Source organism: Candidatus Ancaeobacter aquaticus, assembly GCA_030765405.1.
GTDB classification, from domain to species: Bacteria; Auribacterota; Ancaeobacteria; order Ancaeobacterales; family Ancaeobacteraceae; genus Ancaeobacter; species Ancaeobacter aquaticus.
In genome coordinates this window covers 16,015-42,219 of sequence record JAVCCP010000061.1, presented here as the reverse complement: position 1 = coordinate 42,219, position 26,205 = coordinate 16,015, and the positions used below count along the sequence as shown (strand labels likewise).

The following is a 26,205-nucleotide window of genomic DNA, read 5'->3' as shown; positions in this document are numbered from 1 at the left end:
GGTCATAATTTTTGTAGCGCAAGGCTTTAGCCTTGCTATAAGACAATATACTGAATCCTAAATGAAGGAACCATAGTAATGGCTAAGAGAATAAATGTCGCAGTAGTCGGTGCAACAGGTGCAGTAGGAAATGAGATGTTAAAGATTCTTGAGGAAAGAAATTTTCCTTTTACAGAATTACGGTTGCTCGCATCTGTACGATCAAAAGGCAAAAAACTTTCTTGTTGCGGCAAAGAATATACAGTAGAAGAACTTACACCGGATTCTTTTAAGGATATAGACATAGCTCTTTTCAGCGCAGGAGGATCGATAAGCAAAGAATTTTGTCCTCACGCGGTAAAAGCAGGCGCGATATGTGTAGATAATACCAGCCAGTTCAGGATGGATGAAACGGTACCGCTTGTAGTCCCCGAAGTAAATCCGCAGGACATTTCGTGGCATAAAGGCATTATTGCAAATCCGAACTGTTCAACGATACAAATGGTAGTTGCATTAAAGCCACTGCATGATAAAGGTAAGATCAAAAGAGTAGTGGTATCTACCTATCAGGCAGTATCCGGAGCGGGCACCAGCGCTGTACGCGCACTAGAAGATGAAACAAGAGAAGTATTAGCTGGAGAAGAAGTAACTCCAAAAAAATTCCCCTATCAGATAGCGTTTAATCTCTTACCGCATATCGATGTCTTTCTTGATAATGGATATACCAAAGAAGAGATGAAAATGACCAATGAAACCAAGAAAATACTGGGAGATGATACCGTAGAAGTTACTGCAACGTGTGTCAGAGTCCCTGTATTCACTTCACATGCAGAGTCAGTGAATGTTGAAACAGAAAAAAAGATTTCCGCTTCTGAAGCTCGTGAGATCCTTTCACAGGCACCGGGGATAACGGTAATAGATGATCTGGCGAACACGAAATATCCGCTCCCGATAGATGCAACCGGCAAGTACGACACCTATGTCGGCCGGATAAGAGAAGATGATACCATTCCCAATGGACTGAATCTATGGGTCGTATCAGACAATTTACGTAAAGGTGCCGCATTAAACGCTGTACAGATAGCAGAACTTCTCATTTCAGAGTAAGCTCATCAAGGCAACATATCGAATTGCTAATTAATCCTGAAGGAAGTTTATTGATTCTCATTATATAATGATATACTATTAGTGAAGGCTAAATATGGAATTCAAAACTGTATTAAACATACTTATAAATAGTTTCAATAAGGAACATGTTGAATATGCTCTTGTGGGTGGTTTTGCTCTTGGTATTTTAGGTGTGCACAGAGCAACTGTTGATATGGATTTTTTGGTATTGAGTGATGATCAGGCTAAAATAGATTCGATATTAAAAGAAAATGGATATGAATGCACCTACAAATCTGATAATGTGTCGCAATACACATCGCCACTTAAGGTATTTGGTGAGGTCGATTTTATACATGCATTTAGAGATATTTCTGTATCAATGTTAAGAAGGGCTGTTGAAAAAGATATATTTGACAAAGAATTGAAAATAAAAGTATTAATACCTGAAGATATTATTGGTTTAAAGGTGCAAGCTTTGATAAATAATGAGGAAAGAGCAGTACAAGAATATTCGGATATTGAATCTTTGATGGTACATTATAATAAACAACTAGACTGGGAGCTGATAGAAGAATATTTCTTGCTATTTGATTTAAAAGAAAAATATGAACAGTTGAAGGTGCGATATGGCCAGGTTAAGCGATAAAGAAAAGAATGATTTTAGAAATATTGCTTTTTCGAAGACTTTTAGAGAGGATGCAGCATATGTCAAAAAGAACAGACATAATCCGTTTATTAGTAATGGAGAAGTGAATACTGATAAAGTTATAGAATTCTTAGATGAATATAATGCTTTCGTTAACCATACCCCCAAACTTTTCAAAAAGATAAATGACCAGAATATGAGACTATAGATTGTATGTAGTGCAGGACTTTTCAGCAGCAGAACAGATCCTCCTAATAAACAATGTGGCCTAAGACTTACAATATCTGCTCCCCAATTCAATAAAATATAATCTGTTAGCCGCGCGTTATCTCTTTATTGTGACTACTTTTTGGTATACATCTTTTAGGTGTCCAATTTTAAGTATAAAAATGTCTTTCTTTTCAATGCGATATATTACGCGCCAGTCTCCGACTCTAAACTTTCTATGTCCTTTCAAGCTTTGCCGTAAAGGTTTACCGAAAGAAATCGGATCCTTGAGTAGCCGCATTTCAATAGCATTCTTGATCATTAATTTTATACCAGATGGGATAACCGTTAGATCTTCTTTCAGGCCAGCAGGATGATAAAGCAATCGATAGTCCATATAAATTACTTCCAAACCTTGTTATGATCTAGAGCATTTTTACGATTAAATGTTTTTTCTCTATCTGTAGCTTCATTTGTCCAATAGGCATCTTCGCAGTATTCCAATGCATCTTTGATCAGATCCCTAGCCTTTAGAGAAAGCGATACGCCGTCTTTTTTTGAAAGTTTTAATACTGCCGCGTATAAAGACGGATCTAATACAACATTTAATCTTGGATGTTTTGTTGCCATATTTTACCTCCTAATACTAGTGTCGCATAAGTGATGAACTACGGCAAGGTTTTTACATATTGCAGTGTAATGATTTAGCCTTACATATTATGAATCCCTATACAGTAAATAAACATGTAGTGCAGGGCTTAAGCCCTGCTAAACAAATAGCATATAATCAAGTCTAGGCTACACAATTATTTAAGAAATCATATTTCTTATCGATAAGTTTCTTTATAAACATATAAAGGAAACGGCGCTTACCGGGCATTAAATACACTTGCGATGAGATGTATGGAGTTCTAAATTTAGTATGGTGTCCCGTGCGCCAAGAAAGCTAATGTAAGCAAGCTGGAAAACCAGCCCGACTAAAGCCTAACCAGCAGGTCGGTACAGAACTCAGCGCATAGTAAGGCAACGAATTATGCGAAGCCTGAGAGAAGGAGATTGTCAACCGTAACGTAAGTGAAGGTAGGATAGCCCCGAAATATACAATGTTACAGTGGGTCAAGGAGTGGGACATCTGGAAACCAGCAATACTGTATGCGTTAAGAGGTGAGCGTGCAGTATCCTGTCGGGGTAGTAATCCACAGTGGGCAATCAAAATGTTTACGCTGGAACTTGGGAGAACCAATACGTTTCCGGAGAAGCCGTCAACAAGCTGAAAGAAGCAAGGAGAGGGTAAGGCGTATTGGTAGTCGGACTAACTCATAGTAGAGCTAAGCAGGGGTAACGCTCTGTAAGGCAGAAAGGAAAGGCCTGCTCGAAGGGGTTAGCAGTAGGTTGTAAAGGTCTAAGGAAACATTGAATTGCATGCAAAGGCAAAAAGAAAAGATGGAAACGAAATTAGGTCTTATAAGTCAACGTGCCGCCAAGGAACCGGATATGAAATTCGAGAGTTTGATGCATCATATCAACGAAGGTTCGTTGAAGGCGAACTTCTATGAGCTTGGCAGGAACCGGGCCGCAGGAGTGGATGGTGTAAGCTGGCAAGAATATGAGAAAGGATTAGAATCCAATGTGGAAGACTTGCTCGGACGAATGAAGCGGATGGGGTATAAACCGCAAGCTGCCCGAAGGGTGTATATTCCTAAGGATAGACATATGAGAAGGCCATTGGGACTACCGACGATAGAAGACAAGATAGTTCAGAAGACAATGGCACGAATCATGGAGGCGATATATGAGCAAGACTTCCATGAATGCTCGTATGGTTTTCGAGCGGGGAAGAATTGTCACCAGGCGTTGAAGAGAGTCAATGACCTTATCAATTTTAAGTCCATAAATCATGTGATTGAAGCAGATATCAAGGGGTTCTTTGATAATGTATCACACGAGAAGCTAATGGAACTAATTAAGATAAGGATAAAAGACGAGAAATTTCTAAGGTATCTTGTACGTTTTCTCAAAGCGGGATATATGGAAGCAGGAAAGCTAGAGAAAACGGAACAGGGAACGCCGCAAGGGGGTAATTTAAGTCCGATGTTGGCAAACATATTCCTGCATTATGTATTAGACGAATGGTTTGAGAAGGAAGTCAAGCCGAGTCTAAAAGGACAATGTTACGTGGTACGGTATTGCGACGATTTTGTAATCCTCGCGCAGTACAAGGAGGAAGCAAAAAGTATTATGAAACAGGTGCAAGAGCGATTCATGGGATATGAATTGGAATTGCATCCAGAGAAGACAAGTGTGAAAAGTTTTGGCCGATATGAGCGGGAGAACTCGAGAAATCAGCGGCGCAAAGCCAACACGTTTGAGTTTCTGGGTTTCACGCATTATTGTGCCATAAGCAGGAAGGGAAAGTTTAAGGTGGGACGAAGGACGAGTGCAAAGAAACTCCGTAAGAGTTGTATGGCCATGAATCAGTGGCTAAAAGAAATACGGAATGCAGTGAAGCTGAAGGAATGGTGGACAATACTGAAAACCAAGATCAACGGACACTATCGATACTATGGAGTCAGTGAAAACATGAGAAGTGTGCATGTTTTCTATAAGAGGACTCTGGAGCTGGTGTTAAAATGGTTAAACAGGCGAAGCCATAGGAAGTCCTTTAGCTGGGCACAATTCGAGAGCTATCTTAAGCGATACCCGTTACCAAAACCGCACATTGTCCATAGCTTTTACACAGTATCGCATGCTGAGTGAGACTTACTGAAGAGCCGTATGCGGGAAATCCGCAAGTACGGTTCTGTGAGGGGTGTTGAAGTCGAAGCATAAGACAGAATAATGTGACACTCTCCAAACCGAAAGGGGAGAGTAACAGGGAACACAAAGCATGTCTAAGTGTGACGGCCATATTATATCTACTCGACTGAATTACTATCTAAAGAAATCACAACTGGAGAATTTTCAGCATATTTGATAGTGCAGGGCTGTGAGTTTCTCCGGTAACAATTACCAGAATATTCCCTTTTGCTATATATTTTTGAGAAATGAGCATATCAATAGCTTTTTCAAACATCAAGCCACCATTTTTATTAAAATTATAGCAAATCGGTGTAACTCCCCACACCAAGTATAACTGTCGCACTATATCACTATGCGGGGTAAGTGCAATAATCTTTGTCTGCGGATGTCTGCTTGCTATAAGTCTTGCGGTTTTACTTGATAACGTAAATACAACAATGGCACGAGCACCCATCTCATCGGCAGCTAGACACGCAGAATGAGAAATCGCTTCCTGTGGAATATACCCTTTTAAATGCAACATCTTTATATAGTCAGTTTTTCCCCATAGACTCTGCTGGGCACTTTTAATTATACGCCTCATAGTAGATACAACTCGCACAGGGTATTTACCAACAGATGTCTCCGCCGATAACATAACACAATCTGTACCATCAATAATTGCATTTGCTACATCGGATGCTTCCGCGCGTGTCGGAACAGCATTTTCCACCATTGATTCAAGCATTTGTGTTGCGGTAATAACGAGAACATGCTTCTCTCTGCACTTTTGTATTATTTTTTTCTGATATATAGGGACAGATTCTATAGCAGTCTCTATGGCAAGATCTCCTCGCGCAATCATTATTCCGTCAACAGCATCTATTATTGCATCTATATTTTTTATTGCCTCAGGTTTCTCAATTTTTGCTATAACAGGTGTTTTCTTATTCTGCTTCATAATTATTGACTTGAGCATTTGTATATCACTTACCGATCGCACAAAAGAAAGCGCAATGTAATCAACATTGTTTGTCAAACCAAAAAGTAAATCTTTCTTATCTTTATCAGTTAACGACGGCAAACTCAGCTTCGTTTCAGGAAGATTAATCCCCTTTCGGCTGGAAAGAAGACCTCCCGCGATAATGTCACAGATAAGCTCATTATTTTTCTTCTCTTTGACACGTAGAGAAATAATTCCGTCATTTATCAAAATTCGTTGGCCTATCTTAACAGCATTAACGATATCTCCATAATTTGTTGAAATACAATTCTCGTCACCCGTGATTTCTTTTTTTACAATACGAATACTATTTCCTTTTTTGAGGTACACTTTTTTTTCATCATTAACTGTGCCTACTCTGATTTTTGGGCCACCAAGATCCTGTACAATTGAAACTGATGTTTTAAGCTCTTTTGAGATTTTTCTTATGATACGAATAAGCTTTTTGTGTTCATCATGAGTAGAATGAGAAAAATTAAGCCTAAAAGCATCTACCCCTGTACATATTAAGCTTTTTATCATTTTCTCACTGCTCGTTGCAGGCCCTAATGTTGCTAATATTTTTGTTTTGTGTGTCATATATTTCTTGTCCTAAACTATGGTTTTTTATTTTTAATTGCAGAATAATTACTAAATGACGTGCTTACATATTGAGCATATGTAGAGAGTAGCTTTTGCGCACGCTCTTCTGTAAAAAGATCATCCCGCTGGCTAAACACAAAGAATACACCGATGACACTTTTATTATCCTTTTGATACACAGGTATCACAATATCACTACTAACTGATTTTTTGTACTGTTTCCATGCGGCACTTTTTTCCAACTTTGGATCATTACGATCAATGTGTTCACACGCTTGAGTAAACCTGCCTTTCTTTATACTATACTCTTTCAATACTTGAATTAATTCTTCCGTCTTTTCAGGTACAGTATGTCCACCATATACTTCATATACCAACCCTGGTTTTGATATCTCTACACTGTTTGAAATTGGTATAAATACTATCTTTTCAGCCTTACATGATGCCATCATTATCTTTGTTATTCCCGAAACAACTGTTTCAAAGTCAGAAACAGAACTCATTATAAGTGCCGCTTCATGCAGCCAATACATCTCCCAATGCTTCTCAAACATATCCTTAAACAATTTTTCATTCTCAACACCAAGTGATATCAATTCTGAAACTATTCGAAGTATTGTATCTTCATCGCTTGTAATACTTAGTGGCAGCACACTGGCAATAATCAGAACACCGAGAATCCCAGACTTGCATACCAACGGATACATGTATGCTGAATGTATACCTCTGTGTTGGTAGACCATAAACAAGAATTCTTCAATAAATTTATCCTGTGATACATTTGGAGCTGATAAAGTGTTTTTATTATCAATGACAATTGAAGCAATCTCTGGATCTATCTGTGCTATATCAACAAAAGAAGTACCGTCCATAAGTCCCGATTGGGCTTTTCTTAGCAATATGTTTTTAACGAGATCTGCCCCATATAGGGTAACTGAAATTGACTCTACTTGCATATTCCTGTTTTCAACAATCAGTCCAACTATTTTATCAACAACATCTTCATAGTCTTTCTTGTATGCAACTGATTTGCCTATGTCACAAATTGCAGCAATCTCGTTTGCGCGACACCCTAACAATTTCTCTCGACTGTTAAGCATTTTTCTTAATTCATTAAACAGATATGCCAATCTTTCAATTTCATCGTTACTCCTGACCACTATCTTTTTTGAAACATTTCCATTATGAACTGCTTCGACGGCATTTTTCAAATAAAGTATAGTGCGAATATAGGTTTTTGATACGGATATCCCCACCACGTAAAGAATAATGAGTGATACTACATACAGCCAAATCATAATAAATAAAAATCTCTTAACCGGAGTAATTGCAACGTCTAATGGTTGTAAACATAGCACCTGCCATTCGATTGCATTTTGATCCAGAAGCTGGTTTAAAACGGGATAAAAACCAATAAGCGCACTTTTGTGTACAAGATTATCTCCAATACAATAGCCTCCATGAAGATTATTCCTTATTGTATCAACAACATGGGCATCATACTTATTCTCAAGTGTTCCGGGAACTAATACCGAGTCAAGAATAACAGAACCGTTACAATCAACAACTGATACATGCATGGCTTTTAACTGATTTTCAGACTGTATGAGTTCGTTTATATAGGCGTGTGATATAATGGATTTTATTATCCCGACAATTTTTTTATTTTCATTAAATATAGGTCGCGCTAATGTGAATCCCCATGCACGTGCACTATCATTATATTCGATATTAGATAAATAATCTTTCCCTCTACCATTATTATAAGCCTCTTGCCACCACAATTCGTCAGCTTGATAGAAATCTGTTATTTTCTTTGTTGCACCTACTAACCAACCGTCTTTATCAGTAATAAATACTTCTTTAAATAGTTTCTGATTCGCATCTTGGTATGTGCGCATTAACATTGATGAAGGAGAATGTAATACTCGTGATACTAAAGTGTTATCTTCATTTGCTTCGCGCCACTGGCGATCGAGACTCAAAGCTTCCTTCATCATTTCTGACTCACTCTGATCAATATGCGATTTATTACTCATAGATAAATTATCAATAATAACATCTGAATGAATAATGCTATCTGTATCTACCAACAGCCCTTTCAAAAAGATATCCAAATTATGGGATATCAATGATGCAATTTGCTTATAATGATTTCCTATATTATTCTTGTAATCGATGGATATAGATGCAGAAATAAGGATAAAAACACAGGTAAGAACAAGAGCCCCACTTATAAAGAAGTATCTCATAAATCTTTTTTGGGATCCTGCACCTAAAAAAGATTTGAGCCTATAATATAATTTGTTGATCTTCTTCATTGTATTCATATATTTATTGAGTAAATCCCGACTTCCTTAAGAAATCACTGTCTATTTTATCATACTTTTTTTGAGGACACAACCTTTCGACATACTTGCTAATAATATCTGTTTCAATATTAACTTTTTGTCCGTTTGATACATCCGACAATGTTGTATTATTTAATGTTTGTTTAATGATATGCACTGTAAATGATTGCACTGATACATCACACACCGTAAGACTAATGCCATTTACTGCTATCGATCCTTTTTCAACAATGTATTTGATAATTTTTTTCTCACATCCTATTTCAAATATAAGATCTTTTAATCGAGATACCTTTCTTTTTATAGTCCCCATTCCATCAACATGACCTGCAACAATGTGCCCACCAATCGGCTTGGAAAGAGTCAGAGCTCTTTCTAGATTAACCCGTGAGTCTTTTTTGCATAAGGACAGTGTCGTTCTTGAACGTGTCTCTGCGAGTAATTCTGCTTGAAATGATCTTGTCGTCATTTTTTTCACTGTTAAACACACACCATTAACAGAAATACTGTCTCCAATCTTTGTTCCCTCAAGCACTTTTTTAGCTGCAATCTCAAATAGACAAATATCGCTCTTCTTAGTTATCGCCTTTATCAGGCCTATCTCTTCAATGATACCCGTAAACATGTGTACCTCGTCCTACATAGTAGTAATTCATTCTTTTCTTTTATTAATGATATTTAACATTCCCCTCAATCATTATATCCAAGCCAAAACGTCGAATTTTTACATCGCGTAAAGAAATAGCATCTCGCATAAATGCTCTTCCTCTTCCACCTACAGGAGTCGGTGCTGTCAATCCACCGACAATTTTTGGAGCAATAAACGCTATATATTTATCGACAAGTCCTAATTCTATCATTGATGTTATAACCTGCGATCCCCCTTCAACAAAAATAGATGTAATTCCCATTCTAGCAAGTTTTTTTAATCCGTCACAAAGATCAACCACACCACGAGTCATCTTTGCTGTAACAATATGCGCCCCGCTTCTTTTTAGACTTTCTTTTCTTTTTGCTGATGTTTTATTTGTTACTACAATAATCGTATATGGTGCCTCTTTTTTCGTTAATAGGCGCGCATTGTCTGGAATACGACCATATGCATCGAGAACTATTTTCCAGGGCATCCTTTTCGTCACAATCCCATGTCGCACATTTAATGACGGATTATCTTTACTCACCGTATTAATTCCAACAAGAACAGCATCATGATAAGACCTCAACTTATGCACATATTTTCGTGACTTTTCATTGGTAATCCATTTTGAATCACCTCTATATGTGGCAATTTTACCATCAAGAGTCATGGCTATTTTAACCGTAATGTAGGGCAGTTTGGAAACTATATATTTATTAAAATGTATATTTAAATTTTGTGCTTCTTCCTTTAAAACATCAGTGGCAACTTCTACGCCTGATGCCTTAAGTATTTTCATCCCTTTGCCTTTATGATTTGGATTTGGGTCAACTGCACCGATGACAACTTTCTTTATATGTGATGCAATAATGAGATCTGTGCATGGCGGCGTATTACCGTACGTTGAACAAGGCTCTAAAGTAACATACAATACTGCGCCAGAAGAATGTTTGCCTGCACGTGCTATCGCAATATCCTCTGCATGAGCGCCGCCGCAACATCTATGATATCCTCTACCTATAATCTTATTATTCTTTACAACAAGTGCTCCGACCATAGGATTCGGGCTTGTTTTTCCCCTACCCTTTTGGGCAAGTGATAACGCTATCCGCATGTATTGTTCGTCTTTAGATAGTGATGTTTTAACTGTTTTCATTATTTGTCCATTTTATTTTCATACGTTCCAAGACATCATAAGGCACTTTTACTGTGCCCATCAACATCTTGTCCTTTCCAAGCCCATGACAATCCGATCCTCCGGAAACTATCAAGTTATGTGCTGCTGCTACAAGTAAATATTTTTTTACTGCTGCTGGTTTGTGATCGGTATGATAAACTTCGATCCCATCTAATCCCAGATCTATAAGTTCTTCTATTATTGCTTGCCTTTTAAGAAGCCCGGGATGTGCTACAACAGAAACACCGCCAGAATCTTTAATCAACTTAATTGCTTCACCTGGACGCAATTTGTATTTTGCTGTATATGCGGACCGGCCATTCCCTATATATTTATTAAATGACTCTTGGACAGTATTCACTATTCCCTTTTTCTTCATAGCTTGCGCTATATGCATTCTCCCTACTGTGCCTTTTCCTGAAATATTCATTACTTCATTAAAATCGATTTTCACGCCAATCTGATTTAATTTATCAACTATAGAACGTGCACGATTTAATCGATCATCAGAAAGCTCTGTTAATTGCGCATTAAATGTGGGATTGCGCCAATCAATATAATAACCAAGTATATGCATCTGATTATTTCCATCGTCGGCACTGAGCTCTATTCCCGGTATAATTTCAAGCGATAAATCTCGCGCGGCATTCATCGCCTCCTCAATACCATCAACTGTATCATGATCAGTGATACTTATAGCGCGCAGTCCAATGCGTGAAGCCTGATGAACAACTTCGGATGGGGAATATGTTCCATCAGAGTAATTGGTGTGTATATGTAAATCTATGTATTCTTGTGGTTGTGGAGAGGTATCATGCATCTTTATCTATTAGGTCGTGTTTGATTTTATCTAAAATTCCATTCACAAACTTTCCCGACTCGCTCGTACTATATTTCTTTGCAATATCAACGGCCTCATTAATAGATACTATGGGCGGGATATCATCAAAATAAATCATTTCACAAGCAGCCATGCGCAAAATATTACGATCAATTGCGGCAATTCGACTGATATCCCAATTATCAACAAACTTTTTGAGAACGATATCGATATCACTCATTTTCGATAACGTCTCAATAATCAATTTTTTGGAAAATACCTCTAATTCTTTATCAATAGTCATTTCCCTAAAAAAGAAATCTATGTCTTCTTCTTTACCATCATGATTAAACTCATATTGATAAAGATATTTCATAACTAATTCACGAGCTTTTCTTCGCTTTCCCATAGTACCTCTCAACTAATAAGCTATAAGCCTTAAGATTTAAACTATAAACAAAACTATACGCTAAGCATTAAATTTCATCATAGAGATTTATCATCTCGATTGCAGATATTGCCGCATCCCAGCCTTTATTGCCAGCTTTCGTACCTGCACGTTCAATTGCCTGCTCCAAATTATCAGCGGTAATAACGCCAAATATAACCGGAAGACCGCTACTCATAGCTACTTGCGCAATTCCTTTTGCCAACTCGCTTGAAATATAATCAAAATGAGGTGTATCACCTCTTATCACCGCACCAAGACAAATTATCGCATCATACTTCTTTTTGTGAGCTATCTTGGCCGCAGTAGATGGTATCTCGTATGAACCGGAAACCCAAAAGATATCTATTTCATCATCTTTGACGCCGTGCCTAGATAACCCATCCAGTGCACCCCCCTTTAACTGACTGGAAATCAACTCATTGAAACGCGAGATAACTATAGCATACTTCTTTCCTTTTGAAATTAAATTTCCCTTATATTCTTGTATCATATCCCCCCCTTTTTTTTATTAAATCATATGTCCAAGTTTTTCTTTTTTAGTTGTAAGATATTTTTTATTATGTGGGGTAATTTTCCCCAGTAAAGGGATTCGTTCAGTTACCTTCAACCCGAAACCATCTAAGCCAATAAGTTTTTTTGGGTTATTTGTCATTAGGCGTATTTTCCTTATGCCTAAATCAGAAAGTATCTGCGCCCCAATACCATATTCCCTCAAATCCGCCTTAAACCCTAAACATACATTTGCTTCTACGGTATCTAACCCGCCATCCTGAAGCTCATAAGCTCTCAGTTTATTGGCCAATCCTATACCCCTTCCCTCTTGTCTCATATAAAGAATCACTCCATTACCAACACGAGCAATTTTCCTCATCGCGAGGTCTAGTTGATATCCGCAATCACATCTTCCCGACCCAAAGACATCTCCTGTAAGACATTCTGAGTGCACCCGCACCATGATAGGAACGCTCTTTTTTATATCACCCATAACTAAAGCTATATGCTCCTTTTTATCTAATACAGACTCAAATAGTGACATTTTAAACACACCATGTCGTGTTGGAAGATTTGTGGTAACAAGATGTCTAATGAGCTTGTCTTTTTCTCTTCGGTATTCAATAAGTTGCGCAATACTACACATTTTTAATGAATGTTTTTTTGCGAACTTGATAAGCTGAGGTAATCTCGCCATTGTCCCGTCTTCATTCATGATCTCACATATTACGCCAGCAGGACTGTGCCCAGATAGTTTTGCTAGATCAATTGCAGCTTCTGTATGACCTGCTCTTGTTAAAACTCCTCCCACTTTTCCTACTAATGGGAAAATGTGTCCCGGAGAAATTAAATCGCCTGGTCGTGCTTTAATGTTTGTTAATATACGTATAGTATGAGCTCTATCATGAGCGGATATACCGGTTGTGATATCATTTTTTGCGTCAACAGAAACAGTAAAAGCTGTCTCAAAATTGTCCCTATTTTCTTCAACCATTGGCTGTAATTTCATGAATCGAGCTCGTTCAACAGATAAAGGAACACAAATCAAGCCTCTACCGTTCTTTGCCATAAAATTGATTGCACGCGGAGTTACTTTCGCGGCTGACATCACTAAGTCCCCCTCATTCTCGCGCTTTTCATCATCGGTAACTATGATCATTTTCCCTTTTTTGAAGTCTTTAAGGACTTCTTCCATCGGATTAAATTTCACGTATTATTCTCCTTTATATTGAACAAAAAAATACCTATATTCCTTGGGAATAGTGTTTCTTGCGGGAATAGCTCCCACTAAAAAACTGTACTCATCCCCCCTAGATTTTCTCGGTCTTCGCCTCCAAAATCATAAAACAGGGGGATAGTTCTACTTAGTACAATTCACGTGTCTTTCAGCACGTAACTTGCACAGTCTCACTAATACAGAAACCCTGAAGATATATATCTTCAGGGTTTAAAATCAAAAATTGATCTTCTTCCATCCAGACTTATGAGCTACACATCAGCTCACTCACTGTCGGCTCTGGAATTTCACCAGATCAATCCCATTTTTGGGAGTCGCGGGCTTTGATCAAAAGACCATTTCACCGCCGGTCAGGAATAAAACACCATGCAAGAACTTATTACATAATGTCTTTCACCTTGCCCTGAAGAGCTATCATCATGTACCAATTACAATAAAAAAGCAACAATAAAATGCACTATATTTCATATCTACTTATCAGAGATCACCTTAGCTATTGCCAAAATAAGCATAGTAAGCCTGTTAATGTTCTCTATAGGCACCTTCTCATTAACTGTATGCGCACCGATAATGCCAATATTTAACACAACTGCATGGTGTCCAAGAGCATTAAGTATATTCGCATCACTTCCCCCTCCACTTGATAATGTATGAAATGGTAACCCAATACTTTTGTCTGCACGCTTTACAAAATCAACTGTCGGACTATGCGTAAGATTAAACGATTCAAACTCTCTATATGTTTTTAACATTACCTTCCCGCCATATTGACGAGAAACGTTCTCAAAAATTCTTTTTATCTCCTTTACTTTGTTCCTAAGAAGTCTTGCATTGTGACTCCTTACTTCTCCTTCAATCTCTATACAATCGGGGACAATATTTGTCGCATGTCCACCGTGAATAACACCAAAATTAACCGTTGTTTCTTTGTTTACTTTTCCTGCTTTTATAGAACTTAATGCCTTAGAAGCGATACTCAATGCATTTATTCCTTGATCAGGTTCAACCCCTGAGTGAGCAGCTTTTCCTTTTATTTCTATATATATTTTCTCCAAAGATGGTGCTTTTGTTACGACTCCGCCCACATCCATCTCAGCACTGTCTAAAACATACGTGTGATCTGATTTTATTCTTTTTAAATCCAGTTGACGTGAACCATATAATCCTATTTCTTCAGCAACAGTAAATATAAGGGTGATATCGCCATGAGATATACTATCTTCCAGAAGTAGTTTTCCAAGCTCTATCATTGCTGCAATACCTACTTTATCATCAGCACCCAATATTGTCGTACCGTCAGTAGATAGTATATTTTTGCGCCTAATAAGGCGTAATCCTGAAGTAGGTCTTACCGTGTCTAGATGGGATAAAAAAGCAATTGGGGGAATATGTTTTTTGTTGGCCTTAAAACGTATTATTACATTACCGGATGTGCCGCCAATCTTTTTTGCTGCATTATCCTCATAGATAACGGCTTTATTTTTAAATATATTCTTTATGTATGAAACAAGTGTTTTTTCATTTTTTGACGGCGAATTAATGTTCACCAACTCAATAAATGTTTTAAGTAAACGCTTTTTATCAATCATTAGAATAATGGGATTTTTTCTAAAATGCCTTTAATAAGGTCTCCACCTGGAAGACTTACAAATGCTGTTGCGACAATATATGCCGCCACAATCAGTAAAACTATTCCAGAGCTCAAAAGTGCATAATCTAACGGTGACACGCCTTCTGAACTTGTTTTTATATCTTTCTTAGATTCCTTAACTTCTTTTTTCTCTATCTTTACATCTACTTTTTCAGGTACCGCGGCAGGTTCTGGTGCAACTTCTTCCCTTACCGGTTCTTCTTTAGATTCGACAACAACTTCTTCTTGAGGAGCCGCTTTTTCTTCACTCTTCTCAGATTTAGCTGGTGCCTCTGGGACGGGTTCTTCCTGTACCGGCTCTTCTTTGGTTTCTGCAACAACTTCTTCTTTTACCGGTTCGGGTTCTTCAGCTTTTTCCTCTGGCTTATCAACTCCAAGTTTTGATCCCCTTAAACGAAAAGCCGGCTTTACCTTTTTCTCTTCTTTTACTTCACTCTCTTTTTCTTCTTCAACTGGTTCTTTAGATACTTTATCTTCAGTAGGCTTTTCTGTCACTACATCGGGAACACTAACTGGCTTGCCCGTCTCTTTTGATTTAATTTCCGCTTTTACAAGATCAAATTTCCAAGGCAGTTTGTCCTTGTTAATATGGCTCAAAATATCCCGCAAATCATCTAAGCTTAATACAGCAATTTTCTTTTTATATTCGTTCACTTGATTTTGATCAGGCATATGCACCTCTCTTTTAATTGGTACTTTGTATTATCACAAAAATACTTATTTTTTGCTCTTCTTATCAATTTTAATAAGAGCATCATATGTATCTTTTAAGCTCTGAGACACAATTTTTGTGTCAGAAATTACAGGCATAAAGTTTGTATCACCATTCCATCGCGGCACCACATGAATATGGACATGATCAACAATTCCTGCTCCGGCTACCTGTCCAAGATTAATCCCTATATTAAAACCTTGTGGTTTAAATGCCTTTGTAAGTAATTTACGTGTATATACCACGAGGGCCATTAAATCAGCGTGCTCGTCAGTATTCATATCATCAAGATCTGCAACATGTTTGTACGGTGATATCATGATATGACCGTTATTATAAGGGAAAATGTTTAATAATGAAAAACATGTCTTAAACCTGTTAATTACATAATATTTCGAATCATCCCGCCCTTTTACCGCACGGCAAAATATACACTCATCCTTTTTTTTACTTTTTACAGAAGACTCTATATATTGCATGCGCCACGGCGCCCATATTTTTTTCATAAAAAATCTCTTTCTCTATGAACGATGAACAATCCCCTACGGGGACTTTACCCAGAGAAATTTATAAATAAATTTCATGGGTGTGCACGATGATAATATAAGCGGACGATGGGAATCGAACCCACACTTCCAGCTTGGGAAGCTGGAGCACTACCACTATGCAACGCCCGCAGATACTATTTGTCAAAATGCCAGTATGCTACCACGAGACAATTTTCTTTACATCGTTCACTCGCTTTATAATATCACTCTTTTTAAGTCTTTTCAACCTATCTAAACTAAATCCTTCAACATTATACGACGCAACAACAGTTCCCATGACAACAGCTTTTCTTATAGATTTCTTGTCCAACTTTTTTGTTTGCGCCAAATATCCGACAAAACCACCGGCAAAAGAATCCCCTGCACCAGTAGGATCATGAACAACAGTTAATGGGTACGCAGGCGCAGTAAAAAACTCATTCTTACCAAACAATAATGAACCATGACAGCCTTTTTTAACCACAACATATTTAGGGCCCATAGATAAAATCTTTCGCGCAGCACGCAAGTGATTGTGGTCACCGGTCAATTGAGCACATTCTGCGTCATTTAATATGAATATATCAACTTTTTTTAATAGTTTCTCTAAAGATTTTCTTTTGATATCTATCCACAAATTCATGGTATCAGCAACAACAAGCGTAGGCTTTTTTATCTGCCGCAAAACATCCATCTGCAAGTCAGGATCAATATTTGCAAGAAACACATACTTAATATCTTTATACGAGTCAGGAATTTTTGGACTAAAATCGCCAAAAACATTTAGTTCGGTATTCAATGTTTCAGCCTGGTTTAAATCCCCTTCATAGCTACCTGTCCAGCGAAAAGATTTTCCTTTTGTGATTTCTAATCCTTTAAGATCAATGCCTCTTTTTTTCAAAAGAGCAATGTGCTTTGCAGGGAAATCTTTCCCGACAACACCGACCATATGTAATTTGGTGAAAAAACTTGCAGCATAAGAAAAATATGTCGCTGAACCACCCAATGAATCTTTTCTTTCCCCTGTGGGCGTTTTTATAGTATCTAACGCAACTGAACCAACAACAAGTACACTCATCATACCTCCCCTTTAATAAATATATGATAAATAATCGTTTTCTATATAAAACAAACGATATATTTATCCCTCATAATTTTATTACTTATCATTTTTTAAATTATCTATTATTTTAACTGCGCACAGTCCGCTACACATTGTACAGACATCTTCCTCCTCGGGAACGCTTGATTCTCTCATTGCACGCGCTTTAACAGGATCAATAGCACATTCGATCTGAGCTTTCCAATCTCTTTTTTGACGAGCACGAGACATCCTTTTATCCCTCTCTATAGCTGATGGTATCCCCTTTGCAATATCGCCCGCATGAGCAGCAATGCGTGAGGCAATAACACCTTCACGCACATCATTGACATCGGGGAGTCTCAAATGTTCAGATGGGGTTACATAACACAAATAATCAGCGCCATTGGCTGCTGCTAACGCGCCACCTATTGCAGAAACAATATGATCGTATCCCGGAGCGCTATCAGTTACGAGCGGTCCAAGAACATAAAACGGAGCCCCATTGCATAGTAATTTTTGCAATTTCATATTCTCAACAACCTGGTTTAAAGGCACGTGCCCGGGACCTTCAATTATTGTTTGAACACCAACTTCATGTGACCTCTTTGCAAGTTCACCCAATGTGATTAGCTCTTCAATTTGAGCGCGATCAGTGGCATCAAGAATAGATCCTGGCCGCATCCCGTCACCTAAGCTTAGTGTCATATCATATCTAAGGGCTATTTCGCATAATCTATCAAAATGTGTATAAAATGGGTTTTCTTTATCATTTTTAACCATCCACTCTGTCATAAATGCCCCGCCACGACTGACAATATCTATTACGCGCCCCTGTTGCAAGAGTGCATCATATGATTTCCTCGTGAGACCGGCATGAACAGTAACAAAATCAACACCACTCTTTGCATGATTTTCTATAATCGTAAAAAGCTCATCAACTGAAATATCAGCAATAGGTTTTTTTGCGCAATGATGAGAAATAACTGCTTGATAAATTGGCACCGTACCAAACGGGACATCACATTTTGCAATAAGTACTCTTCTCACATCATCAATATTACCACCAGTGCTCAGATCCATTATCGTATCGGAACCTGCCTCAACAGCCGCAAACAATTTATCAATTTCAACGTGTACATCTACAACATCGCTTGACGTCCCAATATTTGCATTAACCTTTGTTTTTAAGCCTTTGCCGATTGCACAGGGACTGGTTAGATTTCTTATTTTGTTCTGAGGGGCAACAATAGTCCCATCGACTATGCCCGCCGCCATGTATTCAACGGATACATTCTCAGCTTTTGCAAGAGACTTTATTACTGATGAGATATTTCCTTTTTTTATTTCATTTATAATACTCATAAATTAAACCATCCTTACTTATTATCCCTGACAAGGGTTTATCTTTCCTTTATTAATTTTTTCAACTGCATGTTTCATGGAATGAGCACCCAGAACATAAGAAATAACACTTATGCCTGATGCACCTGCGTTATAGAGTTCCTGCACATTTTTATCATCAACACCGCCAATAGCAACAACTGGCTTTGTAACACGCTGCACTACTTTACGAACAGACTCACACCCAAGAGGATGAACAACGTTTTTTGTTTTTGAATAATATATCGGCCCAATACTTATATAATCTATCGGTAACTTGTTTGCGAGTGTGGCTTCTCTGACAGAATGTGTTGAGTACCCAATTATCTTTTTCGAACCAAGTAGCTTTCTGGCAGCAACAGCTGGAATGTCATCGGCTCCGAGATGAACTCCATCGGCATTCACCCATAGCGCAATATCAACCCTATCATTTACAATAAATTTCACGTTTCTTTTTTTTGCGATTCGAGCAATTGCTATAGCATTCTTTACATAATCTGAAGAACGAGAATCCTTAGCTCTATACTGTATAATCTTCACTCCAGCATCAATAACTCGACAAGCATACTTAACAGGATCCTTCTTTCCCAAATACCCTTGATCTATAATTACGTAGAGACCTATATCATCTTTCATTGTATTACTTCCAAAATCCTCTCAGATTATTTTTTTTAACATTTCCTTTTCTATGCTATATATTTCAAAACGTAATTTCTTACATTGTAGGCTTGCATCTTGCTCGTAAATTTTAAAAAATTCTTCAAGAACACGCAAGGACTCCTCAGCACGATGAAGATTGGCCATGAGAATATCTTCTACTCCGTTTCGATTCGCTTCAGATTCACTTTTTATATTCTTTCCTACATCATTCTGAGAATCGCGACACAACTCTATTTGGTGTTCTTCGATACTCAGCTGGCTAAGGATTTTTTGTACGGTATGTCTGCAACGCTTAATATCCTGCGTACATTTCTTGTCCCCCACAATAAAGCGAGCGACTTCTTCGACTACGCGCAGAGCCTCTCTCAGTCGATTAATGTTTGCATCAAGAATACGATATATGCTTTTTTTTAGTGTACTATCAGTTTTTTTTGTCATATTTCAAAATAAGCTATAAGCTGTAAAATTACAGCTATCTTTTTTAAGTATATGTCCTTTATCTTATATCTTACAGCTTAAGGCTTATAGCTGTCCTTTTAATAGTTTAATAAGATTGCTTGTTGATCTATTCTTAAGAAGTCGTATCCGCGTTACTTTTCCACCCCACTCTTTCATAAGATCATTGCCTACGATTTCTTTGTGGGAATAATCCGCACCTTTTACAAGTATATCAGGCCTGCACGTTTTTATAAGATTGTATGGGGTGTCCTCATTAAAGAGGACAACACAATCAACCGCTTCTAGGCCAGCAAGAACGCGTGCCCTATCATTTTGAGAAACAATGGGACGACCATTGCCTTTTATCTTTCTGACTGATTTGTCATCATTAAGGCCAACCACCAAAAAATCACCACACGCTTTAGCTTGCTCAAGATAACTAACATGACCAAAATGAATAATATCAAAACATCCATTCGTAAACACTATCTTCTTACCTTGTTTACGTAATGGTTGAATCTTTTTCTTTAATAATGTGCGTGAGATAATTTTAGTTTTCATTGAACCATCTAAAAAAGTTTTTGTTCAACTAAAAGACATATGATATGCATCACTGTGCAGTGAACTTCCTGAATGCGAGGTGTATCTTTGGAAGGGACAATAAATGAACACTGGGCAATATCTTTTATTCTTCCGCCGTCACCTCCGGTAAACACAACCGTACGAGCCCCAATGCTATGGGCGGCATTCAATGCTTGAATCACATTTTCAGAGTTTCCGCTCGTTGATATACCTAATACGAGATCATCTTTTACCGCAAGCGCTTCAACTTGACGAGAGAATATTGTGTCGAAAGAATAATCGTTACCTATGCAGGTAATGATTGATGTGTCGGTCGATAGAGATATCGCCGGCAAGGCTTTTCTCTCTTTTTTATACCGTCCGACAAACTCAGCTGCCATATGCTGTGCATCTGCCGCACTACCACCATTACCACAGATAAGTATTTTGTTGCCTTTTGAAAGCGTATCGCAAAAGATACCGGTTATTTTTTCAATAACCGGTATAGAAGTCTCGCAAACCACTTTTTTAAGGTCAATACTACACTTAAGTTCCTGTTCAATTATTTCTTTCATAAAAATATTATCCGAAAAAACCCTGCGCTAACTTATATAATTCTGGCGGAACAGTGCGCAATTTACTGACAGCTTCTTTGATTGGTACAGAAACAATATCATTACCACGTTTACTCACCATTTTACCGAAATCCCCTTTTACAACAAGATCAACGGCATTTACCCCAAAACGTAGCCCGAGGACTCGGTCAAATGCTGTTGGAGTACCACCACGTTGAGTATGACCTAATACAGTCACTCTTGTCTCGTACCCGGTATTTTTCTCAATTTCTGCACCTAAATAATTACCTATACCACCAAGTTTTGCATGTCCAAACGCATCAAGTCCTTCATCTTGTGTCACTTCAACTCCTTCAAGCAAAAAACCTTCTGCAACAGCAACTATACTAAAGCTTCTGCCACTGTTATGACGTTTTTTGATGATTGAACAAATTTCGTCCATACTTACCTTAACTTCAGGAATAAGGATAACATCAGCGCCTCCAGCTAATCCCGCTTCAAGGGCAATCCATCCTGCGCTTCTTCCCATAAGCTCAACAACCATAACTCTGTTATGCGATTCAGCAGTTGTATGTAATCTATCAACAGCTTCCATAGCAATATTAATAGCTGTATCAAAACCAAACGTACAATCCGTGCCTGACAAATCATTATCGATAGTTTTCGGCACACCAACAGTTTTGAGTCCTGCATCATACATTTTTGATGCAACGGTCAGTGTATCATCTCCGCCAATTGCGATTAACGCATCAAGACCCATCTTTGTGAAATTTTCCATGACTTTTTTCATGTCATCATCATTTTTGCATGGATTTGTGCGTGAAGTATGAAGAATAGTGCCTCCACGATGAAGAATTCCCGACACAGAATTTCGCGTTAGTTTTACTGTGTCACAATCAATCATCCCTCTCCATCCTCTCATAACACCAACAACCTCTATATTATGAAATAGTGCTCTTCGCACTACGCCAGAAATCACTGCATTTAATCCAGGGCAATCACCGCCCCCTGTTAATACACCAAGCTTCATTACTGCCTCCTCTTGCTTATAATAATGTTGTTTAATTTTCTTCGCTTACGCTTTTTTGTAAATCCTCGTTTTTGTAACTGTCACTTGCAGATATTTTCTTTCCTTCATTTTCACGCGAAACAATCTTTGAAACCATTACTTCTACAGAATGAACATTTTCTATTCCCAAAATATTCTGAATTTGTGATTTAACAACGCTCTGCACAGTTTCTGTCACGCGCGGCAAATTCATGCCTGACCACAAATCAACTTTTAAGGCTATATCCACGCCGTCTTTGCGGGCAATTATTTTTGGATGCAATGTCTTGATCTCGGAGAATTCTTTTCCAACACGCATAACAAAGTTCTCAATTGCGCCCAAGGATATGCTTACCTCACCGTTAGGATTATCAAATGCAATTGCAGCTTCTTGATGAGATTCACGAGCTTTTACCAGTAGATACAATAATACCAAAATAACAACAAGTACGCCCGCAACACCGCACCAGAGACGCCCCTCCATGCTGTCAGATATTATGCTCATCTTTGTTAGTACCAGATCCCTGTCAATGGGAAGGTTAAATGATACCGAAGTTAATATAAAACTACTCGCAAGTATCATTATCGTAAACACAATTGAATATACAAACCGAATAAATCCTGTAAATATCTTCATATCCCCTCCATTATTTCTCAACCCCTGGTTATGTAATTATTCTTTATTACTTAAAATATCATCTACATAGTCTGTCGCATATTTTCCTTTTTGAAAATTACTGTCGGAATGAACAAACCGCAAAAACGGTATTGTTGTTTTTATGCCTTCTACATGAAATTCTTCGAGTGCACGATGCATCCTCTTTATTGTTTCGTCCCTCGTTTTACCATATGCGATGAGCTTCGCAACCATTGAATCGTAATACTGCGAAATTTTATACCCTCCGTACGCATGAGTGTCAACACGAATCCCCGGCCCGCCAGGTAATATCAATTGAGTAATTGTCCCGGGAGAAGCCCTAAAATTATTATCAGGGTCTTCTGCATTTATCCTGCATTCAATGGCTGTCCCGGTAAAAGTAACATCTTTTTGCTCAAAACCAAGTTTTTCTCCAGCACTGATCCGTATCTGCTCAACAATAAGATCGATACCCGTAACCATCTCTGTGACCGGATGCTCAACTTGTATACGGGTATTCATTTCTATAAAATAAAAATTATCGTTTTTATCGAGAAGAAATTCAATAGTCCCCGCACTTACATAGTTAGCATTCTCCGCCATTTTTATTGCCATTTTACCCATTTTTGACCGTAATTTTGAACTCAAAACTGGTGACGGTGATTCTTCGATCAACTTTTGGTGCCTTCTTTGAATAGTGCAATCACGCTCTCCAAGATGTACAATATTGCCTTTTGAATCTGCGAGGATTTGAAATTCTATATGGCGTGGTTTTTCGATAAATTTCTCAATATATACACCCGAGTTACCAAATGCCGCTTCAGCCTCGGTTTGTGCTGTAAAAAACGCATTAGCAAGACTGATATCATTGTGCGCAACACGCATTCCCTTGCCGCCACCACCCGCAGTAGCCTTAATAATTACCGGATATCCAATTTTTTTTGCTACCTGCAGAGCTTTTTCTCTATCCTCAACTAAGCCATCACTACCCGGAACAACCGGAACACCACATTTTTTTGCAACTTTTCGAGCAGTATTTTTATCGCCCATCATCCGCATACTATCAGGATGTGGCCCAATAAATTTAATATTACAGCTCTCACATATTTCGGCAAAGTGCGCATTTTCCGCGAGAAAACCATATCCAGGGTGAATTGCTTCAACATCAGCAATTTCTGCCGCGCTAATAATACGCGGAATGTTAAGATAACTTTCGGCAGCAGGTGCAGGACCGATACATATTGCATCATCGGCATATTTAACATGGAGAGAATCACTGTCTACTTCAGAATAAACTGCGACAGTACTAATCCCAAGCTCCTTACACGCCCTAATTATTCTTAATGCGATTTCACCTCTATTTGCTATTAATACTTTTTCAAACATAAACTATATATCCTTATTGACGTCACCGTTTCAGATTGAATTAACCGTTTTTACTTAACTTTTTCGACTTTAAATAATGGCTGACCAAACTCTACAGGTTCGCTGTTTTCAACCAAGATCTCTACTATCTTCCCTTTTACATCCGCTTTAATTTCATTCATCACCTTCATTGCTTCAACAATACAAACAACATCATCAGAATTTACTGATTGTCCATTTGCAATAAACGGTGAAGAATCAGGTGATGGTGCGCAGTAAAAAGTTCCTACCATAGGAGACTTTATATAATCATAGTTTCCTTTTGGTTCTTCCGGCTCTTGACTGGCAACCTGTGGTGTCGTTTGCATGCTTTGTGAAGGAGCAATATATTCAACGGGAATCTCTTTAAAACCATTTTTTGTTCCCTTTTTAAGAACAATTCTTAACCCATCTTTTTCGAGTTCAAACTCGGTAATTTCATTTTCTTTCATTATCTCAATAATTTTCTTTATCTCTTTCAAATCCATGTGTTCCTCCGTTTATTCAATATTTTACAGCATGCAATCATCTAGGTTTTTTGATAGACCAGTTATAAGCTCACACCCAGATTCAGTAACACAAACCATATCCTCAATTCTTACGCCCCCTACCCGTGGCACATATATTCCCGGCTCAATAGTACATACCATGCCTGTTTCCAATAACACATCACTCGCAGAAGATATGCGTGGCAACTCATGAACATTAATACCAACACCGTGACCTAGCGCATGTCCAAAATACGGACCATAACCGCTTTTCGTAATGTATTCTCGGGCAATGCGATCGATATAAGAAGCTTTCACACCGATACGTATTGCATCAAGTGCTTTTTTCTGTGCTTCATACACTACGTGATATATCTTTTTAAGTCGAGCGTTTATATTATTGAAGAAAAATGTCCTTGTCAAGTCAGAACTGTAACCGTCAATAATACATCCAGCATCAATCATTATTGCGTCACCTTTTTTCAATGCACGATTAGTTATCTGTGCATGTGGACACGACGTCGAAGCACCAAAAGCCACAATAGGATCAAACGATGACTTCTGGGCCCCATATAAGCGCATAACATACTCAATCTCGGCCGCGACTTCTTTCTCAGTTACCCCCTCGTGTATTTTTGGGCGTATATTGTGAATAACCCTTTCAATAACCCGCGCACATTTTTTTATAGTCTTGAGTTCCTGAGCATCTTTTATGATTCTTAGTTCTTCAACAATACTATCCTGGGGAACGAGTTTTACCCCTTTTAGCCCTCTACGGAATCGAACGAACTGATCATAGGTTAGAGATGATGATTCAAAGCCGCATCTAACTATCTTTTTTTTCTGAAAGACAACAAAAAGAAGAGATAAAAATGAATCGCTGTAAATTACGATTTTTGCATGTTTAACTACTGCTTCAGCTTCCTCTTTATAGCGAAAATCGGTATAAAATAAAATCGATTTTTTTGTTACCAAGAGATATGCGTTTGTTCCGCGAAAGCCGGTTAGATAAAACACATTACTCAAATTAGAAACAAAAAGGGCGTCAATATTCTTCTGAATAAGTTTTTTTTGTAGAGTTACACATCGATTAGTAAATACACTATTTCTTGCCACGACGCTTCCCTTTCAAATTGAGGGCTGCGTACATTGCGAGCGTGTAACTCTCAGAACCAAAACCCGATATCTGCCCAACAGCAACTGGCGCAATAAGTGACGTACTTCTAAAATCTTCCCTGGCATAAATATTTGACAGGTGAACTTCAAGAGTCGGCACTTGTGAAGCAAGTATTGCATCTCGTATAGCAATACTGGTGTGAGTATATGCTGCAGGATTAATTATTATAGCATCAGTTATATCTCGAGCATTTCCGATAACATCAACAATGTCTCCCTCATGATTTGATTGTATAATAGTAATTTCGATCTTATTTTCTTTTGCAATCTTTTTTAACTTTTTATTAATATCATCTAGTGAAAAGGAACCATATATCTCAGGTTCTCTTTCGCCGAGAAGATTTAGATTTGGACCATGAATAACAAGTATTCTCATAGCTCACTCCTTGTGTTA

The 26,205-nt window shown here is 38.0% G+C and carries 29 protein-coding genes, 1 tRNA gene and 1 riboswitch; of the genes, 4 read left to right on the top strand and 26 right to left on the bottom strand.

What is annotated here, in order from left to right; translation table 11 throughout:
* Positions 1-78 precede the first annotated feature (78 nt).
* The 3 genes from P9M13_08425 (at position 79) to P9M13_08415 (ending at position 1,943) form a co-directional block, all read left to right on the top strand.
* Positions 79-1,086, top strand: a complete 1,008-nt coding sequence (locus P9M13_08425; GenBank protein ID MDP8263313.1) for an aspartate-semialdehyde dehydrogenase — start codon at positions 79-81, stop codon at positions 1,084-1,086.
* 94 nt (positions 1,087-1,180) lie between these two features.
* A complete protein-coding gene (locus tag P9M13_08420; GenBank protein ID MDP8263312.1) occupies positions 1,181-1,735 on the top strand; it encodes a nucleotidyltransferase in 555 nt (184 codons plus the stop codon).
* On the top strand, positions 1,716-1,943 hold the full coding sequence (locus tag P9M13_08415) for a hypothetical protein (GenBank protein ID MDP8263311.1): 228 nt from the start codon (positions 1,716-1,718) through the stop codon (positions 1,941-1,943). The genes P9M13_08420 and P9M13_08415 overlap by 20 nt, the downstream gene beginning before the upstream one ends.
* A gap of 117 nt (positions 1,944-2,060) precedes the next feature.
* Here P9M13_08415 and P9M13_08410 read toward each other — a convergent pair whose 3' ends face one another.
* Positions 2,061-2,339 (bottom strand): type II toxin-antitoxin system RelE/ParE family toxin, encoded by a 279-nt coding sequence (locus tag P9M13_08410; GenBank protein MDP8263310.1) that lies wholly within the window; start codon positions 2,337-2,339, stop codon positions 2,061-2,063.
* Between the two features lie 5 nt (positions 2,340-2,344).
* Positions 2,345-2,572, bottom strand: a complete 228-nt coding sequence (locus P9M13_08405) for a hypothetical protein (protein MDP8263309.1) — start codon at positions 2,570-2,572, stop codon at positions 2,345-2,347.
* Between the two features lie 813 nt (positions 2,573-3,385).
* Between P9M13_08405 and ltrA the strand changes: the two genes are divergently transcribed.
* Positions 3,386-4,699, top strand: a complete 1,314-nt coding sequence (ltrA, locus tag P9M13_08400) for a group II intron reverse transcriptase/maturase (protein ID MDP8263308.1) — start codon at positions 3,386-3,388, stop codon at positions 4,697-4,699.
* Between the two features lie 187 nt (positions 4,700-4,886).
* On the opposite strand, the gene pyk is transcribed toward ltrA, so the two are convergent.
* The 24 genes from pyk to aroQ all read right to left on the bottom strand — a co-directional run bounded on the left by pyk (position 4,887) and on the right by aroQ (position 26,187).
* Positions 4,887-6,302, bottom strand: a complete 1,416-nt coding sequence (gene pyk, locus P9M13_08395; protein MDP8263307.1) for a pyruvate kinase — start codon at positions 6,300-6,302, stop codon at positions 4,887-4,889.
* Positions 6,303-6,319: 17 nt separating this feature from the next.
* Positions 6,320-8,635: a hypothetical protein gene (locus tag P9M13_08390; GenBank protein ID MDP8263306.1), complete on the bottom strand. Its 2,316-nt coding sequence runs from the start codon at positions 8,633-8,635 to the stop codon at positions 6,320-6,322.
* A gap of 4 nt (positions 8,636-8,639) precedes the next feature.
* Positions 8,640-9,281, bottom strand: coding sequence for a riboflavin synthase (locus P9M13_08385; protein ID MDP8263305.1), 642 nt, complete (start codon positions 9,279-9,281; stop codon positions 8,640-8,642).
* A gap of 43 nt (positions 9,282-9,324) precedes the next feature.
* Positions 9,325-10,449 (bottom strand): bifunctional diaminohydroxyphosphoribosylaminopyrimidine deaminase/5-amino-6-(5-phosphoribosylamino)uracil reductase RibD, encoded by a 1,125-nt coding sequence (gene ribD / locus P9M13_08380; GenBank protein MDP8263304.1) that lies wholly within the window; start codon positions 10,447-10,449, stop codon positions 9,325-9,327.
* Positions 10,436-11,290: a PHP domain-containing protein gene (locus P9M13_08375; GenBank protein MDP8263303.1), complete on the bottom strand. Its 855-nt coding sequence runs from the start codon at positions 11,288-11,290 to the stop codon at positions 10,436-10,438. Before P9M13_08375 ends, ribD begins: the two co-directional genes overlap by 14 nt.
* The gene (gene nusB, locus P9M13_08370; GenBank protein MDP8263302.1) at positions 11,283-11,699 is read right to left on the bottom strand and encodes a transcription antitermination factor NusB; all 417 of its coding nucleotides are present in this window, start codon (positions 11,697-11,699) and stop codon (positions 11,283-11,285) included. Before nusB ends, P9M13_08375 begins: the two co-directional genes overlap by 8 nt.
* A gap of 67 nt (positions 11,700-11,766) precedes the next feature.
* Positions 11,767-12,231, bottom strand: a complete 465-nt coding sequence (gene ribE, locus P9M13_08365; GenBank protein MDP8263301.1) for a 6,7-dimethyl-8-ribityllumazine synthase — start codon at positions 12,229-12,231, stop codon at positions 11,767-11,769.
* A gap of 18 nt (positions 12,232-12,249) precedes the next feature.
* Positions 12,250-13,443, bottom strand: a complete 1,194-nt coding sequence (locus P9M13_08360; protein MDP8263300.1) for a bifunctional 3,4-dihydroxy-2-butanone-4-phosphate synthase/GTP cyclohydrolase II — start codon at positions 13,441-13,443, stop codon at positions 12,250-12,252.
* 249 nt (positions 13,444-13,692) lie between these two features.
* Positions 13,693-13,885, bottom strand: a riboswitch (FMN riboswitch).
* A gap of 55 nt (positions 13,886-13,940) precedes the next feature.
* A complete protein-coding gene (locus tag P9M13_08355; GenBank protein ID MDP8263299.1) occupies positions 13,941-15,059 on the bottom strand; it encodes a M20/M25/M40 family metallo-hydrolase in 1,119 nt (372 codons plus the stop codon).
* The gene (locus tag P9M13_08350; protein ID MDP8263298.1) at positions 15,059-15,793 is read right to left on the bottom strand and encodes a hypothetical protein; all 735 of its coding nucleotides are present in this window, start codon (positions 15,791-15,793) and stop codon (positions 15,059-15,061) included. The genes P9M13_08355 and P9M13_08350 overlap by 1 nt, the downstream gene beginning before the upstream one ends.
* 45 nt (positions 15,794-15,838) lie before the next feature.
* The gene (locus tag P9M13_08345; GenBank protein MDP8263297.1) at positions 15,839-16,339 is read right to left on the bottom strand and encodes an HIT domain-containing protein; all 501 of its coding nucleotides are present in this window, start codon (positions 16,337-16,339) and stop codon (positions 15,839-15,841) included.
* Positions 16,340-16,439: 100 nt separating this feature from the next.
* Positions 16,440-16,510, bottom strand: a tRNA-Gly gene (locus P9M13_08340).
* A 28-nt stretch (positions 16,511-16,538) separates the two neighbouring features.
* Positions 16,539-17,441: a PfkB family carbohydrate kinase gene (locus P9M13_08335; protein MDP8263296.1), complete on the bottom strand. Its 903-nt coding sequence runs from the start codon at positions 17,439-17,441 to the stop codon at positions 16,539-16,541.
* A 78-nt stretch (positions 17,442-17,519) separates the two neighbouring features.
* Positions 17,520-18,806, bottom strand: a complete 1,287-nt coding sequence (gene thiC, locus P9M13_08330; GenBank protein ID MDP8263295.1) for a phosphomethylpyrimidine synthase ThiC — start codon at positions 18,804-18,806, stop codon at positions 17,520-17,522.
* 21 nt (positions 18,807-18,827) lie between these two features.
* A complete protein-coding gene (gene thiE / locus P9M13_08325) occupies positions 18,828-19,460 on the bottom strand; it encodes a thiamine phosphate synthase (GenBank protein ID MDP8263294.1) in 633 nt (210 codons plus the stop codon).
* A 21-nt stretch (positions 19,461-19,481) separates the two neighbouring features.
* On the bottom strand, positions 19,482-19,922 hold the full coding sequence (locus P9M13_08320; GenBank protein ID MDP8263293.1) for a hypothetical protein: 441 nt from the start codon (positions 19,920-19,922) through the stop codon (positions 19,482-19,484).
* A gap of 84 nt (positions 19,923-20,006) precedes the next feature.
* Positions 20,007-20,483, bottom strand: a complete 477-nt coding sequence (gene rfaE2 / locus P9M13_08315) for a D-glycero-beta-D-manno-heptose 1-phosphate adenylyltransferase (protein ID MDP8263292.1) — start codon at positions 20,481-20,483, stop codon at positions 20,007-20,009.
* Positions 20,484-20,491: 8 nt separating this feature from the next.
* A complete protein-coding gene (gmhA, locus tag P9M13_08310; protein ID MDP8263291.1) occupies positions 20,492-21,058 on the bottom strand; it encodes a D-sedoheptulose 7-phosphate isomerase in 567 nt (188 codons plus the stop codon).
* 7 nt (positions 21,059-21,065) lie between these two features.
* Positions 21,066-22,088, bottom strand: coding sequence for an ATP-dependent 6-phosphofructokinase (locus tag P9M13_08305; protein ID MDP8263290.1), 1,023 nt, complete (start codon positions 22,086-22,088; stop codon positions 21,066-21,068).
* Between the two features lie 31 nt (positions 22,089-22,119).
* A complete protein-coding gene (gene amaP, locus P9M13_08300; GenBank protein ID MDP8263289.1) occupies positions 22,120-22,743 on the bottom strand; it encodes an alkaline shock response membrane anchor protein AmaP in 624 nt (207 codons plus the stop codon).
* 36 nt (positions 22,744-22,779) lie between these two features.
* Positions 22,780-24,129: an acetyl-CoA carboxylase biotin carboxylase subunit gene (accC, locus tag P9M13_08295; protein ID MDP8263288.1), complete on the bottom strand. Its 1,350-nt coding sequence runs from the start codon at positions 24,127-24,129 to the stop codon at positions 22,780-22,782.
* A 50-nt stretch (positions 24,130-24,179) separates the two neighbouring features.
* Positions 24,180-24,635 carry an acetyl-CoA carboxylase biotin carboxyl carrier protein gene (gene accB / locus P9M13_08290; protein MDP8263287.1) on the bottom strand — a complete coding sequence of 152 codons (456 nt, stop codon included), beginning with the start codon at positions 24,633-24,635 and terminating at the stop codon, positions 24,180-24,182.
* 24 nt (positions 24,636-24,659) lie between these two features.
* On the bottom strand, positions 24,660-25,751 hold the full coding sequence (locus P9M13_08285; protein MDP8263286.1) for a Xaa-Pro peptidase family protein: 1,092 nt from the start codon (positions 25,749-25,751) through the stop codon (positions 24,660-24,662).
* Positions 25,738-26,187: a type II 3-dehydroquinate dehydratase gene (aroQ, locus tag P9M13_08280; protein ID MDP8263285.1), complete on the bottom strand. Its 450-nt coding sequence runs from the start codon at positions 26,185-26,187 to the stop codon at positions 25,738-25,740. The genes P9M13_08285 and aroQ overlap by 14 nt, the downstream gene beginning before the upstream one ends.
* Positions 26,188-26,205 lie beyond the last annotated feature (18 nt).